This window comes from Demequina lignilytica, from assembly GCF_030418305.1.
Taxonomy (GTDB): Bacteria; Actinomycetota; Actinomycetes; order Actinomycetales; family Demequinaceae; genus Demequina; species Demequina lignilytica.
On sequence record NZ_JAUHPX010000003.1, the window covers coordinates 137,740 to 153,261 of the forward strand.

Here is a 15,522-nt window from a genome sequence, read left to right on the forward strand (position 1 = left end):
CCAGGGGTGATAGTCAGGTTGCAGTGACGGGACCCCTCGCGGCGGCGGTCTCCACCAGCTCCCGGTAGACGGTGGGCAGATCCAGGCCCGCCGCCTCGGCCGCCTGGGGCAGCAGCGACGTCTCGGTCATCCCCGGCGCGACGTTGATGTCGATGACCTGAGCGCGGCCCTCGGAGTCGAGGATCATGTCGACCCGCGACACGTCCCGCAGGTCCATGGTCCGATGCACCAGCAGGGCGGTCTCGGAGGCGATCCTGGACTGCTCGTCGGTGAGGCGGGCCGGCGCGAAGTACTCGCAGCGACCGGGGTTGTAGCGGGCGTCGTAGTCGTACTCGCCGTCGACCACCACCTCGACGCCGGGGAGCGCCCGCGCATCGTCCCCCGTCCCCAGCACGCTCATCGCGACCTCGATGCCCTCGACGGCCCGCTCGACCAGCGCCGTGTCGCCATAGGCGAAGCAGTGCACCATCGCGCGCGCCAGGTCCTCGCGCTTGTGCACGACGGAGATGCCCAGCGCCGAGCCGCCGCGCGCCGGCTTGACCACCACGGGGAGCTCGAAGCGGGCGACGATCAGGTCGAGCACGTGCTCGGCCCCCACCTCACGGAACAGGGACTGCGGAAGCGTGACGTAGTCGGGGGTGGAGATGCCGGAGCGCCCCAGCACCGCCTTCGCCACAGCCTTGTTCCAGGCGACACGTGCGGACTTCGAGGTGGTCCCCACGTAGGGGACGCCCACGAGCTCGAGCAGCGCCTGCAACGACCCGTCCTCGCCGGATGCGCCGTGGAGCAGGGGCCACACCACGTCGACGCCGCCGAACCGAAGCGAGGGGATGAGCTCGGTGTCGACGTCCTGGAGCGAGACCCGGTCGAGGGAGCCTCGCAGGGCATCGTGCACCCGGCGCCCCGAGCGGATGGAGACATCGCGCTCATGGGAGAGACCGCCGGCCAGGATCATCGCGTGCATGGGTTCCCCTTCCGTGGGAGCGGGTCAGAAGATGTCGGGTGCGGGGAAGTCGACGGTGCCCTCACGGGCGCCTCCGGGGTTGCCGAAGATGCGGACCGTCTCGAGCTCGGAGTCGACCACGGTCGCGAGCCGGCGTACCCCTTCGCGGATCCTGTCGGGGGTGGGGAAGCAGTAGGACAGGCGCATGTGATCCGTGCCGGAGCCGTCGATGTAGAACGCGCTGCCGGCGACGTAGGCGACCCGCGCGGTCACGGCGCGCGGCAGCATCGACTTCGCGTCCAGGCCCTCGGGCAGCTTCACCCACACGTAGAACCCGCCGTCGGGAACGTTCCAGGACGCCTCGGGGATGTGCTCACCGAGCGAGGAGATCATGGCGTCCCGGCGCTCGCGGTACTGCACCTGGAACTTCTTGATCTGGCCCTGCCAGTCGAAATGCTCCAGGTAGGTCGCGATCGCCATCTGCGAGGCGTTCGACGGCGACAGGATCGCGGCCTCGGACGCGAGCACCAGCTTCTCGCGCACCGCGTGCGGCGCGACCGCCCAGCCCACCCGATAGCCCGGAGCGAAGGTCTTGGAGAATGACCCCAGGTAGATGACGCCTTCGGGGCTCATCGACCGCATCGCGGGAAGGGGATCCCGGTCGAAGCCGAGCAGTCCGTAGGGGTTGTCCTCGAGCACGAGCACCCCGTAGGAGGCGCAGATCTCGAGGATCCGCGGGCGACGCTCGAGCGTCAGGGTCACGCCGCCGGGATTGTGGAAGTTCGGCACCGTGTACAGGAACTTCACCCGCTTGCCCGCGGCCTTCAAGCGCGCGAGCGTCTGCTCGAGCGCCTCGGGGATGAGCCCCTCCGCGTCCATGGGGACGTGGACCACGTCGGCCTCGTGAGCGCGGAACACCCCGAGCGCGCCCACGTACGAGGGAGCCTCGGCGACGATGACGTCACCGGGGTCGATGAAGACGGTCGTCACCAGGTCGAGCGCCTGCTGCGAGCCCGTGGTGACCACCACATCGTCCGGGTGCGCCTGGATGCCCTCGAGCGCCATGACGTCGAGGATCTTCTCCCGCAACGACTCGTCGCCCTGACCGGAGCCGTACTGGAGGGCCACCTCGCCCTGCTCGACGATGATCCTGCGGGTCATCTCGCCGAGCTCCTCGAGCGGGAGCCCCCCGATGAACGGCATGCCGCCTGCCAGCGACACCACCTCGGGCCGGCTGGCGACGGCGAACAGCGCACGGATCTCCGAGGCGCGCATCTGGTGCGCGCGCTGGGCGTAGGACCCGTACCAGGGGTCCAGGCGCGTGCCCTCGCGGGGAGTCGGCGTCGGTTCCGTCATGGCGCAAGTCTCGCATGACGGAAGGGGTCCGGTCGCAAGGCGACCGGACCCCTTCCGTGGCCGCGCGGTCCGCGGCGGGACGATGCGTCGGCTAGGACAGGACCTCGTCGAAGAGCTGGGTGAGGGCCGGCTTCGGACGCGCGCCCACGACGGACTTCACCACCTCGCCGCCCTTGAAGAAGTTCATGGTCGGGATCGAGGTGACGCCGTAGGCCATCGCGAGCTGCGGGTTCTCGTCGGTGTCGACCTTCACGACCTTGAGGCGGCCCTGGTACTCCTCGGCCAGCTCGTCGAGGATCGGCGCGACCGCACGGCACGGGCCGCACCAGGTGGCCCAGAAGTCCACGACGACGGGCACGTCGGAGCCGAGCACCTCGTTCTGGAAGGTGTCGACGGTGGCGGCGACGGGGGTCGAGGGCAGCTCCGCGGCGGCAGCCGGGGCGGGGGCGGACTCCTCGACGACCTCGGCCGGGGCCGCGTCCGCGAGACCGTCCAGGTAGTGCTGGGCGTCGAGGGCGGCGGCGCAGCCCGAGCCCGCGGCGGTGATGGCCTGGCGGTAGCGGGAGTCGACCAGGTCGCCGCACGCGAACACGCCGTCGACGTTGGTCGCGGTGGTCCGACCGATGACCTGGACGTAGTTCGCGTCGTCGGTGTCGATGACGCCCTTGACCAGCTCCGAGCGGGGCTCGTGACCGATCGCGACGAACAGACCCGTCGCGGCCAGCACCGACTCCTCGCCCGTGACGCGGTTGCGGACCTGGACGCCGGACAGCTTGACGTCGCCGTCCAGGCCGATGACCTCGGAGTTCCACACGAACTCGATCTTCGGGTCGGCCTTGGCACGGTCGGCCATGATCTTCGACGCCCGCAGCTCGTCACGACGGTGCACCAGGTACACCTTGGACGCGAACCGCGTCAGGAACGTGGCCTCCTCCACGGCGGAGTCCCCGCCGCCGACCACCACGACCGTCTGGTCACGGAAGAAGAACCCGTCGCAGGTGGCGCACCAGGACACGCCCTTGCCCGACAGGCGCTTCTCGTCCTCCAGGCCCAGCTCCCGGTACGCCGACCCGGTGGCGAGGATGACCGCCTTCGCGGTGAACTCCTTGCCCATCCCCGTGGTGACCTTCTTCACGGGCCCCGTCAGGTCCAGCGCCGTCACGTCGTCGAACAGCACCTCGGCGCCGAAGCGCTCGGCCTGGGCCTGCAGGGTCTCCATCAGCTCCGGACCCTGGATGCCCTCCACGAATCCGGGGAAGTTCTCCACCTCGGTGGTGTTCATCAGCGCACCACCGGCGGTGATCGAGCCCGCCACCACGAGCGGGGCGAACCCCGCACGCGCGGCATAGATGGCAGCCGTGTACCCGGCAGGACCGGATCCGACGATGATGAGGTTGCGGGTGTCGCTCACGTTCGTTCCTTGCGATTGGCTTGTGCGCACCTGTCCGCTCGAGCGCGGACGGGCTGACGTATGAACAGATGGTACGGGGCGTGTGTTCCCGCGGGAGAACCGGCCCTGTCAGGTGGGGATTCGTGCTCGGTCACCCGGCGGATGGGCTGGGGCTCGGGGATGCGGTGCCGACATCCCCGGCGGGGGTGAACGTCGGGTCGATCTCGATGCGGATGCTCGGGTCGAGCGGGGAGTCGAGCAGCGACCAGGCCACCATCACGGCTGCGACGACTCCGATCACGGCGAGCAGCATCACGATCTTGGAGCCGTCCAGGGGGCCACCTGAGTTCGCCCGCTCCTGGGCACGCTCGAGGCTCCGCGCGAGCGACCGGGACTGGGGCCAGCGCGTGGAGAGGCGCTCGAGCACGAGCTCCCACGTCGACTGGTCGCGCGTGACGTTCTGCGCCGCGACCATGATCTCGAGGGTGTCGAAGCCGGCCTCGTACTTGTCCGCCGCCCCGTCCGGTTGGACGTGGGCGCCGGGCGGCAGAGCGTCCTCCACCGGAGGCTCGGGCGCGACCTCCGGCTGCTCGCCGGTCTCGACGCGGTGCTCCTCGATCTGGCGCACCGTCTCCTGAAGCTCGGGGGAGGCGTGCTCGACCGCGACGGCGGCGACGGCGGCGGCCTCGGCGGCCGGCAGGGTGTCCTCGTCGAGCATCTCGCGGGTGGCGGCGAGCCGCTCCTGCCGTGCCGCCTCGGCGGCCGTGGCCGCACGCTCCTCGGACTCGAGCCGCTCGCGCTCCTTCTCGGGCGTCAGGTCGAGCACGGGCCACACGGAGCTGAAGCCGACCAGGGCACGCGAGTCGAAGGGCGACAGCGAGACGATCACCTGGTCCAGCGACCGCGGTCCGTCGCCCGCGAGGATCTGCGCCGCGAGCCGACGCGGCCGCGCGGCGAGCGCGTCGGGCAGGTCCGCCTCCGTCGCGGTGGCGACGTCGACCCCGGTGAGCGCGCGGATGAGGATCTCGCCGAGGACGCGCGCGTCGCCATGCTCGCTCGGGTCGGTGGGCAGGCCCGCGCGGGCCGCTGCGGCGGCCTCGATGCCCACGCCGGCGACGACGACGCGGCCGCGCTCGGTGACCGTGATGCAGCGCGGCCTCAGGATCCCGTGGTGCAGATCCTCCGCGCGGGCGGCGGCGAGGGCGCGGGCGGCGCCGCCGACGACGGCGACGGCGCGGCGGGGATCCAGCACCCGCTCCGCGAGCACGGTGTCGAGCCGCGAGCCCGGCACGTGCTCCGAGGCGATGTACGTCACCGAGGCACCGTCGAGCTCCTCCGCGCCGGTCGCGACCACGCGGGCCAGGCGCGGGTCCCGCAGGCGCGACGCGCGGGTCGCGACGTTGCGGACCGCCGCCGCCTCGGGGGAGTCGATCAGGTCGACGACCGTCGCGCGGTCGAGCCGCTCGTCATGCGCCAGGAACCTCTGGATACCAGGAATGTCGTGATCGAGCTCCTCCCGGAGCACGAAGCGTGCCCCGAGGACCTTCCCTACCAGCACCTGACCTGCACCCCCGGATCCTGACGACTGCGCCTATCGTATCCGGCGCCTCAGACGTCGGGTGAGCGGGGCGACCAACTGCGCGGCGTCCGGCACGCGCAGCAGCCGCAGCAGCGCCAGGTAGACGAGCCCCATGATCGGCACGATCACCACGAGCGCGCCGAACGCGATCAGCAGGCTCCGGCCGATGTCCAGGGGGTCGGGGGCGGGGATGAACCGGAGCAGGGACCAGCCCAGCCAGCCCGTCAGGCCCGCCGCCACCAGCGAGCGCGCCGCCATCCACAGGTAGGTCGGCATGTCCAGGCCGCCGAGCCTGACCCGCACGCCGTTGGCCCGCAGCGCCACCCCGATGACGTTCGACAGGCTCAGCGCGACCGCGACGCCCGCGGTCCACCAGCGGTTCGGGAGCGTGTTGTGGACCAGGAAGATGCCGCCGAGCCACGCGATGGTCACCGGGATCTGGATCAGGAACACCGCCCGCCCGTCCTCGAGCGCGAAGAACACCCGCTTGAAGACGAGCAGGAGCCCGAGGGGGACCGCCCCGAGGGCGAGGCCCATGAGGACCTGGGCGACGGCCCAGACCTCGTCCGCGCTCTGCACCGGCAACGCGATCCTCACGATCGCGGGGGCGAGCCCGATCAGCACGGCCGTCGACCACAGCGAGAAGACCGTGACGATGCGCATGCCGCGCACCGTGGTCTGGCGCAGCGCGACGGTGTCGCCGGCGGCCGCGTGCCTGGCCATGGGCGTCGCGAGCGCGGTGACCAGCGAGACCACTACCAGGGAGTGCGGCAGGAGGTAGAGCATCATCGCGTTGAAGTAGGCGGCGTTGCCCGCGATCGAGGATCCCGGGTCCTCGAGAGGCGCGGCGCCGGCGACGCGCGTCGCGTAGAGCACGCCGACCTGGTCGAGGAGCACGGCGCCAAGCGCCCAACCGGCGACCGAGGTGACCCCGCGGAGCTCTCCCTTGGGCCCGCCCCAGACGGGCGTCCAGCGGTAGCCGCCGCGCCTGAGGGGCCAGATCAGGATCAGCGCCTGCGCGGCGATGCCGAGGGTCGCCGTGCCGGCGAGCAGCGCGATGCGCGCCGGATCCCAGCCGGTGTCGGGGAGCTCGCCGATCGACAGGTCAGGGTCCACCGCGAGCCGGCCGTACCAGGCGAGATACGCCACCAGGCCCGCGATCGAGACGACGTTGTTGAGGACGGGAGCCCACATGTAGGGGCCGAACTGCTCGCGGGCGTTCAGGACCTGGCCGAGGATCGTGTAGAGGCTGTAGAAGAACAGCTGCGGGATGCACCAGAAGGCGAAGGCGACGGCGAGCTCGCGCTGCTCGGCTCCCCACCCATGGGTGTACATCAGCACGAGCACGGGCGCGGCCAGCGTCAGCAGCACCGTCAGCCCGAGCGAGCCGAACACGCCGAGCGTGACGATCCGGTCGACGGTGCGCTTGCCGTCCGGGCGGCGGAACGCGCGCACGATCTGCGGCACGAGCACCGCGTTGAGCACGCCCGCCGCGACCACCGCGTACAGCGCGTTGGGGATCTTGTTCGCGACGTCGTACGCGTCGGCCGCCATCCCGGTGACGCCGATCGCGGCGGCGAGCATCGCGTTGCGGACGAACCCGAGGACCCGGGACACCATGGTCCCCGACGCCATGATCGCCGTGTTCCTCCCGAGCGACCGTCGCCGCGGCTGCGGCGGCTCCTCGTCGCCCGGGGGGACGGGCTCGTTCTCGCTCATGTCACGCATCGTCCCCCGAGGTCGAGGTCCCGGCAGGCGCGGACGCGTCGCCGGCCTCGGGCTGCGGGCCGGTCCGGGTGTCCTTGCGCCCGCGGCGGATGGTGCGGATCACGCCCATGATGAGCAGCAGCACCAGGCCCGCGGTGAACACCGCCGTGACGGCGTTGCCCCAGTCCGCGCGCACCCTCACGCTCAGCGCGGTGCTGGGGCCCAGCGCGGTCCCGTCCGCGTTGCGCAGCACGATCGCGGCGTTCACGTCGGCCGTCGACACGGCCTCCACCTCGACCAGGACGGTCATCGAGGACGAGGCGGGCACGGTCACGGTCGGCGCGTCGCGGACCTGCAGGTTGGGAGAGAAGGACGTGACGTCGACGGTCACCTCCGCGGGCACCGTCAGCTCGTTGCGCACGTTCACCGGCACGGAGCCCTTGGCCGCGATCAGGTTGATGTCGGAGCCGGCGGGAACCGAGAGCGAGTCGAGCAGGTCCTCCGCGCGGGCCGTCGCGCCGGCGAGGGCGGCCTCCCGCCGCTCCGGCTCGTCGCGCAGCGACGTCGCCAGCGGCTCGAGCAGCGTGGTGCCGAGCGGGCCCAGCACGCTCTCGGGGTCCTCCACGGTGACCGCGAGGGCGTTGCCGCGCTCGAGCCGATGGACCTGTCCGACCACGGCGGACGTGGACACGTCCGCGTCGGTGAGCTGGTCGTCCGCAGGCACGGTCAGCGCGGGGGCCGCGGCGTCGGCGAGCAGCGAGGTGACGTCCACGGTGGTCACGAACGGCGCCTCCGCGATCGCCGTCAGGGCCGCGGGGTCCGCGCCCAGGGCGAGCCAGCCGGGATCCGGCGCGATCAGCACGGGCCCGCTCGCGTCGGCGGCGATCAGCGCGGCCGTGGCGACCGCGGTCGCGGGGGTCTCGAGCGCGGCCTCGGCGGCGACCACGGCCGACAGCGTCGGCTCGGGCGACAGGACGGCGAGCCCCGTCTCCGCCTCGCGCTCGATCGCTGCCTCACCCGCCGTCGCCGACCCATCCATCAGCAGCGCTGCGCTCGCGCCCCCGGAGGAGAGCAGCGCGACCGTCGCCGCATCGAGTCCGACCACCGGCGAGATCCAGGCGGAGTCGTGGGTGGCGGAGGTCGAGGTCCCGCGCGCACGCTCGACCGCGAACGCGAGGAGCGAGTCGTCGCCCGCGTGCGCGAGGGAGAGGACGTCGGGGACGTACGCGGGCATCCGCAGCACCGTGCGGCCCGACAGGGCGACGCCACCCGCATCGAGCCCGATCAGCTGGGTCCCGTCCGTGGCGATCGCGACGTCCTGCAGCCCGGGCGCGTCCGTCACCGTCGACATCGCCGCACCGGGGCCTGCGGCGGTGACGAGCATCGCCGCCTCCAGCTCGGGGATCCCGTCGCCGGCCCACGTGATGACGCCGGTGGAGATCGTGGTGCGCACGCCGCCCGCCACGAGGGTGACGGAGAGGCCGTAGACCCCCCACGCATCGTCCGGCAGGCCCAGATCCTCGCCCGCCGCGGCGACGGCGGCGAGGGTGCTGCCGCCCGCGGCGAGACGATGCACGGTGGCGGGCTCCGCGTCGGGGTCGGCGTCCGGGTCCGGGGCCGTGGGCACGGCGGCGCCGACGGGCGTCGTGCCGACCGTGGCGAGGCCCGACGGGGCCGACAGGAAGCGGTCGACCGCGGTGGTCGAGGTCAGCGGTGCGGTGGTCAGCGCGAGCTCGAGCACCGCATCGTCCAGCGCCTCCGACGTGCCGTTGGTGATGCGCGCGAGGGCGCGGATCGACCCGCCGGGCTCCGCGACGCTCGCCGGGTACATCACGAGCTCGGCCGTCAGCGTGCCGACGGGGACCGCCGGTTCCGCGGTCGGGGCGCTCGACGCGCTCGGCGCGGGCGTGTCCGACGCGTCCGGGGTGGGCGTCGCGGTCGCGGGAGCGGCGGCGCCGAGGGCGACGCCCGCGCCCAGCGCGAGCGCGGACGCGAGGGCGAGCAGGCGCGCGAACGGGCGCGGCACGGTCATGGCGCCGGTTCCGGTCACGGCGTGATGGCGAGCAGCCGGGCCGCGGCGGTCGCCATCTTGCGCTCGTTCGGATACGCCAGCTCCTGGGCGAGCGTGGAGACGGGGATCCACCGGGCGACCTCCGCCTCGTGGTCCGGGTCGTTCTCCGTGGTGATGATCCCGCCCTTGGCCTCGAGCAGGTAGTGGTGCACCACCTTGTGCACGCGGCGGTCGTCGCCCGTGAACCAGTAGTCGATGATGCCGAGCGGCTGGATGATCTCAGCGTCGATGCCCGTCTCCTCGGCCACCTCGCGCACCGCGGCGATCTCGGGCGTCTCGCCCTCCTCGATGTGGCCCTTCGGCAGGCACCACTCGAGTCGCCCGGCACGGTTGCGGCGTCCGATGCACGCCGCGTAGGCGACGCCGTCCTCGACGCGGACGGCGATCCCGCCCGCGGAGGTCTCGTTGCTCACCGGGAGGTGAGGGGCGCGATGCGCGACCGAGTCGCGGCGCTGCCGGAGCGACGCCCCCGCCGGCGGCAACGGCACGGAGCCGGGGCGCGGCGCGGACGGGACTGGCATGGCCCCACTCTAACGACGCTCGGTGAGGGCGAGTGGAGGCGGGACCGCCGCTGTGACCATCTGGGACACTGGTGCGCGTGACCTCCCGCGCCCCCTCTGTGCCCTCGCTCGACGTCCTCCGCCAGCGCGCGGCCGGACTGTGGGGGGCCCTTCCCGCGGACGTGGCCGAGCTGGCCGACCTGTTCGCCGGCGCCGGCCATGAGCTCGCTCTGGTCGGGGGTCCGGTGCGCGACGCGTTCCTGGGCCGTTCCTCCGCCGATCTGGACTTCGCGACCTCCGCGCTCCCGGACCAGACGGAACGGCTGCTGAAGCGATGGACGCGCGCCACCTGGGACATGGGACGCGAGTTCGGGACGATCGGCGGCCGTCGCGGGTCGGTCGTGGTGGAGGTCACCACCTACCGCGCCGACGAGTACGACGGAGCGACGCGCAAGCCCGTGGTGGCGTTCGGTTCCTCGCTGTCTGGCGACCTCGCCCGGCGGGACTTCACGGTGAACGCCATGGCCGTGCGGCTGCCGTCGCTCGAGTTCGTCGACCCGTTCGGCGGCCTGGAGGACCTCGCCGGGGGCCTGCTGCGCACCCCGATCGACCCCGAGGTGTCGTTCGGGGACGACCCGCTGCGCATGATGCGGGCGGCGCGGTTCGCGTCCCAGCTGGGGTTCGAGATCGAGCCCGGCACGTTCGCGGCGATGGCGGCGATGGCGGACCGCCTCGCGATCGTGTCCGCGGAGCGGGTGCGGGACGAGCTGGTCAAGCTCATGCTCGGCGCCGACGTCCGCGCCGGGCTCGGGGCGCTGGTGGACGCCGGTCTCGCCGCGCATGTCCTGCCCGAGCTTCCCGCGCTGAAGCTCGAGGTGGACGAGCACCATCACCACAAGGATGTGTACGAGCACACGCTGACCGTGGTCGAGCAGGCCATCGACCTGGAGACCGACGCGTCGGGTCCGGTGCCCGGTCCCGACCTGGTGCTGCGGCTCGCGGCGCTGCTGCATGACATCGGCAAGCCGCCGACGCGCCGCCTCGAGCCCGGCGGCGGGGTCTCGTTCCATCACCACGAGGTGGTCGGCGCGAAGATGACCGCCAAGCGGCTCAAGGAGCTGCGCTTCGACAAGGACACCATCAAGGCGGTCCAGCACCTGGTCTTCCTCCATCTGCGGTTCCACGGCTACGCGGACGCCCGCTGGTCCGACTCGGCCGTGCGCCGGTACGTGGCGGACGCGGGAGCGGAGCTGGAGCGCCTGCATCGTCTGACCCGGGCGGACGTCACCACGCGCAACCGTCGCAAGGCCGACCGGCTGTCCTTCGCGTACGACGACCTGGAGGCGCGCATCGCCGAGCTGCGCGAGCAGGAGGAGATCGACGCGATCCGCCCCGACCTCGACGGCACGCAGATCATGGCGCTGCTGGGCATCGCCCCGGGGCGCGAGGTGGGTGCCGCGTACAAGCATCTGCTGGAGCTGCGGATGGAGCACGGGCCGCTGGGCGAGGAGCGCGCGGAGGCCGAGCTGCGGGCATGGTGGGAGTCGCGAGGCGCCTGACCGGCGCCCGCCCGCCATCACCGTCCCACTCGCCCCGCCCCTCCGCCCGCCCCCGCCCCACTCCGCCCCCATTTGCCGGGACATGGAGTACTGGTTCTCATGCATCCGAGCCCGCCACGGGACGCTGAGTACTGATCAGCGTCTGGGCCTAAGGGCAGCGGGATCCGCGGTACCGATCACGCCCGATGCCCCCAGGCCCGCGCGTGGACCGGGGAGCTCCACCGGCTCGCGCGCGACCGCCCCGCGGGCGTGGATGGCCACGATGCTCGCGCCATGGGGATCAGAGAGCTCGAATCCACGCTCGCCCGGAGTCTTACGCCCATGTCCTTCGCGGACCTCACGGCGTTCGCCAGCCGTGACGGATTGGCGAGAGCGATCGCCGACCGCCGAATCGTGCGCCTCCTGCCTGACCAGTACACGTCCCCGCTGCACGCGGCCGGATGGCGGCCCAGGTCGCTCGCGGCGCTTCGGTGGGCCGGTTCGAGCAGCGGCCTTGCCGGCGTGTCGGCCTTGTCTGCGTGGGGAGCGGTCGATTCGCCGGGGACGGTGAGCCTGGTCGCGCCGTGGGACAGCAGGCCTCGCGGGCCCGCGTGGCTTCGCGTGCGGCGCAAGGTATCGATGCCCGGCCTCCTCGACGTGGCGGGACTTCGCGTGGTCGATCCTGCGACAGCCGTGCTTCAGGCGCACGCAGAGCTGCCAGCGGGGTCGCGGGCTGAAGCGCTGTACGCGCCGATGCGCCTGGGCCTCGTCTCGCCCCAGGACATCTGGGACGCCCTGGCGCGCACGCCGCGCCTGACGGCTCGACGTGAGCTGGTGGCACGGCTTGCCGACGCCGAGAGCGGAGCGGAGAGCTATCTGGAGGAACGCGGCGGCCGATCGGTGCTCAGGGGACCGGATTTCGCGGGCCTGGAGCGGCAGCACCGGATCGAGGTCGACGGCCAACGTTTTCGGATCGACTCCTTCGACGCGACGACGTTGACCGCGATCGAGTTCGACGGTGAACGCGGCCATTCGAGCCCGGCGGAGAGGCGCAAGGATGCGATACGAGATGCCCTGCTCGCGTCCGTGGGCGTCCTGACCCTGCGCTTCACCTATCCGGATGTGATGGGGCGGCCGGCGTGGTGCAGGGAGGTGGCGCTGCGGACCCTGCGGGCACGGAGCGCCACCCCTGCGTCAGTACTGGCGGTCCCGGAGCGAGCACGCCTGGCTGAGAACCAGTACTGAGTGTCCCGACCGGGGAGGGGAGGGAGGGTCAGACCGCCGCGGGGAGCTGCGGGAAGACCGACGCCACCGGGCCGTGGACGATGCTGCCGCCCACCGTCGCGAGGCCGCGCGCCAGGGCGGGGTCCTTGGCCGTGGCGACCTCCCAGCCGTCGTTCGCGAGGCGCACGGCGTAGGGCAGGGTCACGTTGGTGAGGGCGAGGGTCGAGGTGTTGCTCACCGCGCCCGGCATGTTGGCGACGCAGTAGAAGGTCGACCCCTCGACGGCGAACGTCGGTTCGGCGTGGGTCGTGGCCCGCGAGTCCTCGAAGCATCCGCCCTGGTCGATCGCGATGTCGACCAGCACCGAGCCCGGCTTCATGCGCGACACCAGCTCGCGCGACACCAGCTTGGGGGCCTTGGCGCCGGCCACCAGCACGGCGCCGATCACCAGGTCGGCCTCGAGGCACGCCTGCTCGACCTCGTAGGCCGAGGAGACCACGGTCTTGACGCGGCCCGCGTACAGCGCGTCGAGGTGGCGCAGGCGCGGCACGGACAGGTCGAGCACGGTCACGTCGGCGCCCATGCCGACCGCCTGGGCGATCGCGTTCTGGCCGGACATGCCGGCGCCGAGCACCGTGACCTTCGCCGGTCGCACCCCGGGGACCCCGCCGAGCAGCACGCCGCGGCCGCCCTGGCTGGACTGCAGCGAGAACGCGCCAACCATGGTGGCCATGCGACCGGCGACCTCGGACATCGGCGCGAGCAGCGGGAGCGAGCCGTCGGCCAGCTCGACGGTCTCGTAGGCGATCGCCGTGGTGCCGGCCTCGACCAGGGCACGGGTGAGGGCCTCGTCGGCGGCGAGGTGGAGGTAGGTGAAGAGCAGCAGGTCCTCGCGCAGGTAGCCGTACTCCGCGGCGATCGGCTCCTTGACCTTGAGCACCATCTCCGCACCCCAGGCCTCGTCGACCGAGACCATCGAGGCACCCGCGGCGACGTACTCGGCGTCCGTGAACGCGCTGCCGAGGCCCGCGCCGGACTGGACCAGCACCTCGTGGCCGGCCGCGACCAGCTCGCGCACACCGGCAGGCGTGATGGCGACACGGTTCTCGTTGTTCTTGATCTCCTGGGGAACGCCGATGCGCATGGTCTCTCCTCGTTGGGACGCGGGCCGTCCCGCATCGTCTTCATGTGACTCGCCAATTCTTGGAGGATCTGCGGCACAATCAAGACTGGGCGAACAAATTGTCCAAGAAGTCGGAGAAGAGGGAAGAATCCGTGGATCACCAGCCCACCAGGCCGTCCGCGCCGACGAATCTTCGGCACCCCGACCTCGACCAGCTCGACGAGCGCATCCTCTGGGAGCTCATGCGCGACGCGCAGATCACCAACGCGGCGCTCGCGGCCCGGCTCCACGTCTCGCCGTCGACCACGCATGCCCGCGTCCGCGCGCTCAAGGAGGCGGGCGTGATCCGGTCCTCGCACGTGAGCGTGGACTACGCGGCGCTCGGGCTCGACGTCCAGGGCATCGTCTATGTGCGCCTGCGCGCGCAGGCCCGGCCCCAGATCAAGGCCTATGCCCGCAAGGTGATCCGCCTGCCCAACGTGCTGTCGGTGACGTTCATGGGCGGCGAGGTCGACTTCCTCATCCACGTGGCGTGCACGGGCACCGCGCAGCTGCGGGACTTCGTCGCCGAGGAGCTGAGCATGGACCCGGCGGTTGCGTCGACCCACACCAACATCGTGTTCGAGCACCTCACCGGGCTCGAGCACCTGGGTGGCGGCGGCTTCGCGGCGATGAGGGGCGAGGCCTAGGGGGGGGGACGATGCGCGGCTCCCCAGTACTGACCGTCCCGCAGGGGCCGAACGGCTTCGAGAATCAGTACTGGCTGTCCCGGCCGGAAGGGGGGGTCGGGACCGGGCGGGGCACCCGCGGCGCCTGCGCGTAGAGCGCCGCCACCGCGAGGTACGCCACCGCGACCCCCGCCATGACGAACGCCGAGTAGCCCGACGGCGGCAGCACCAGCGCCCCGATCACCGCCGAGAGGATGAACGCGACGTTGTACGCCATGTCGTAGAGCACGAACGCGCGCCCGCGCACGTGGTCCGCGGTGTCGCGCTGCACGATCGTGTCGACCGCGATCTTCCCGCCCTGCACCGCGAAGCTGACGATCACCGCGGCGGCGAGCAGCGTCCACGGCGCCGCGGACACGGCGAGCAGGGCCTGGCCCAGCGCGCCCACGCCGAGGCAGCCGAGGATCCACCGCTGCCTCTCCACGCGGGGTCCGAGCCAGGGCGTGAGGATCGCGGCGAGCCCGAATCCGACCGCCGCGAAGCCCAGCACGATCGAGAACGCCCCAAGCGACTGCTCCGGCCGGTCGGGATCGCCGAGCACGTGGCGGGAGATCAGGATCGCGGCCACGAACATCAGCCCGTACAGGAGGCGCTGCGCGCTCATCACCCCGAGCGCGTGGAAGGGCGTCCCGCGACGGTGGAGGTAGCGGACGCCGTCGGCCAGCTCTCCCACCAGGGCGCGGACCTGCTCGATCGGGTGCAGCGCCTGCAGCGGGTGCTCGGGACCCAGCTCGGTCCGCCCGAGCAGCGTGGACGCCCAGGAGGCCAGCCCGAACGCGACCCCCGCGCCGGCCAGCGCCGTGAACGCGAGCGAACTGTCCGAGGCCGCGGGAGAGAGGAACGTCACCACCCCGCCGACCGCGGCCCCGGCGGCCGCGGCGATGGTGCCCAGCGTGGGCATGATCGCGTTGGCGGCGAGCAGCTCGTCGGTCGGGACCACGCGCGCGATGCCGGCCGACATCGCCGCCAGCAGGAAGCGGTTGACGGACAGGGTCAGCAGCGCGAGCGCGTACAGCGACCAGAGCGGGCCGTCGAGCAGCAGCACGGCGACGATCACCCCGGCGAGCGCGAGCCGCACCAGGTTGCCCACCAGCAGGATGCGCTGACGCTGCCACCGGTCGATCAGCGGCCCGACGAACGGTCCGACCAGGGTGAACGGCGTCAGCAGCACCGCGAATCCGATCGCTATCTCCGGGGGCGACGCCGCCTGCGTCGGGTCGAAGAAGAAGGCGGTGGCGATGCCCACCTGGAACATGCCGTCGCCGCCCTGGGACAGCAGCCGGGAGTACGTCAGCCGCCGGAACCCGCGCGCGTGCCACAGGCGGCCGAGGTCGCGGGCGAGGGTCACGCGCCCACCCTAGGG

Annotated in this window: 12 protein-coding genes; 3 read left to right on the forward strand and 9 right to left on the reverse strand. The window is 72.3% G+C overall.

The annotated features are described in order from the left end of the window. Positions 1 to 13: 13 nt before the first annotated feature. The 7 genes from QQX10_RS06035 to QQX10_RS06070 all read right to left on the reverse strand — a co-directional run bounded on the left by QQX10_RS06035 (position 14) and on the right by QQX10_RS06070 (position 9,567). A complete protein-coding gene (locus QQX10_RS06035) occupies positions 14 to 964 on the reverse strand; it encodes a D-alanine--D-alanine ligase family protein (RefSeq protein WP_301119060.1) in 951 nt (316 codons plus the stop codon). Between the two features lie 24 nt (positions 965 to 988). Next, positions 989 to 2,299 (reverse strand): aminotransferase-like domain-containing protein, encoded by a 1,311-nt coding sequence (locus tag QQX10_RS06040; RefSeq protein WP_301119061.1) that lies wholly within the window; start codon positions 2,297 to 2,299, stop codon positions 989 to 991. A gap of 91 nt (positions 2,300 to 2,390) precedes the next feature. Continuing rightward, positions 2,391 to 3,710 (reverse strand): thioredoxin-disulfide reductase, encoded by a 1,320-nt coding sequence (gene trxB / locus QQX10_RS06050; protein WP_436968571.1) that lies wholly within the window; start codon positions 3,708 to 3,710, stop codon positions 2,391 to 2,393. A 130-nt stretch (positions 3,711 to 3,840) separates the two neighbouring features. Further along, entirely contained in the window at positions 3,841 to 5,247 is a 1,407-nt protein-coding gene (locus tag QQX10_RS06055; RefSeq protein ID WP_301119062.1) for a protein kinase family protein, read from the reverse strand. 33 nt (positions 5,248 to 5,280) lie between these two features. Continuing rightward, positions 5,281 to 6,987: a murein biosynthesis integral membrane protein MurJ gene (gene murJ, locus QQX10_RS06060; RefSeq protein ID WP_301119063.1), complete on the reverse strand. Its 1,707-nt coding sequence runs from the start codon at positions 6,985 to 6,987 to the stop codon at positions 5,281 to 5,283. A 1-nt stretch (position 6,988) separates the two neighbouring features. Beyond that, positions 6,989 to 9,025: a DUF6049 family protein gene (locus tag QQX10_RS06065; RefSeq protein WP_301119065.1), complete on the reverse strand. Its 2,037-nt coding sequence runs from the start codon at positions 9,023 to 9,025 to the stop codon at positions 6,989 to 6,991. Next, positions 9,022 to 9,567, reverse strand: a complete 546-nt coding sequence (locus tag QQX10_RS06070) for an NUDIX hydrolase (RefSeq protein WP_301119066.1) — start codon at positions 9,565 to 9,567, stop codon at positions 9,022 to 9,024. The genes QQX10_RS06065 and QQX10_RS06070 overlap by 4 nt, the downstream gene beginning before the upstream one ends. Positions 9,568 to 9,644: 77 nt before the next feature. Between QQX10_RS06070 and QQX10_RS06075 the strand changes: the two genes are divergently transcribed. Together QQX10_RS06075 and QQX10_RS06080 are read left to right on the forward strand one after the other, a co-directional pair. Next, a complete protein-coding gene (locus QQX10_RS06075; RefSeq protein WP_301119067.1) occupies positions 9,645 to 11,105 on the forward strand; it encodes a CCA tRNA nucleotidyltransferase in 1,461 nt (486 codons plus the stop codon). A gap of 321 nt (positions 11,106 to 11,426) precedes the next feature. Next, positions 11,427 to 12,329, forward strand: coding sequence for an endonuclease domain-containing protein (locus tag QQX10_RS06080; RefSeq protein ID WP_301119068.1), 903 nt, complete (start codon positions 11,427 to 11,429; stop codon positions 12,327 to 12,329). 28 nt (positions 12,330 to 12,357) lie between these two features. Here the strand turns inward: QQX10_RS06080 and ald are convergent, their stop codons facing one another. Next, positions 12,358 to 13,452, reverse strand: a complete 1,095-nt coding sequence (ald, locus tag QQX10_RS06085) for an alanine dehydrogenase (RefSeq protein ID WP_301119069.1) — start codon at positions 13,450 to 13,452, stop codon at positions 12,358 to 12,360. A 131-nt stretch (positions 13,453 to 13,583) separates the two neighbouring features. Here ald and QQX10_RS06090 point away from each other — a divergent pair, with 131 nt between their 5' ends. Beyond that, positions 13,584 to 14,120 carry an Lrp/AsnC family transcriptional regulator gene (locus QQX10_RS06090; protein WP_301144530.1) on the forward strand — a complete coding sequence of 179 codons (537 nt, stop codon included), beginning with the start codon at positions 13,584 to 13,586 and terminating at the stop codon, positions 14,118 to 14,120. Between the two features lie 64 nt (positions 14,121 to 14,184). Here the strand turns inward: QQX10_RS06090 and QQX10_RS06095 are convergent, their stop codons facing one another. Further along, complete coding sequence (locus QQX10_RS06095) at positions 14,185 to 15,507, reverse strand: MFS transporter (RefSeq protein WP_301119071.1); 1,323 nt, start codon at positions 15,505 to 15,507, stop codon at positions 14,185 to 14,187. Positions 15,508 to 15,522 lie beyond the last annotated feature (15 nt).

Bases quoted from the DNA above. Each gene is read 5' to 3' on its own strand.
- QQX10_RS06035 (WP_301119060.1), bottom strand. From the start codon at position 964: ATGCACGCGATGATCCTGGCCGGCGGTCTCTCCCATGAGCGCGATGTC.
- QQX10_RS06040 (WP_301119061.1), bottom strand. From the start codon at position 2,299: ATGACGGAACCGACGCCGACTCCCCGCGAGGGCACGCGCCTGGACCCC.
- murJ (WP_301119063.1), bottom strand. From the start codon at position 6,987: ATGAGCGAGAACGAGCCCGTCCCCCCGGGCGACGAGGAGCCGCCGCAG.
- QQX10_RS06070 (WP_301119066.1), bottom strand. From the start codon at position 9,567: ATGCCAGTCCCGTCCGCGCCGCGCCCCGGCTCCGTGCCGTTGCCGCCG.
- QQX10_RS06080 (WP_301119068.1), top strand. From the start codon at position 11,427: ATGTCCTTCGCGGACCTCACGGCGTTCGCCAGCCGTGACGGATTGGCG.
- ald (WP_301119069.1), bottom strand. From the start codon at position 13,452: ATGCGCATCGGCGTTCCCCAGGAGATCAAGAACAACGAGAACCGTGTC.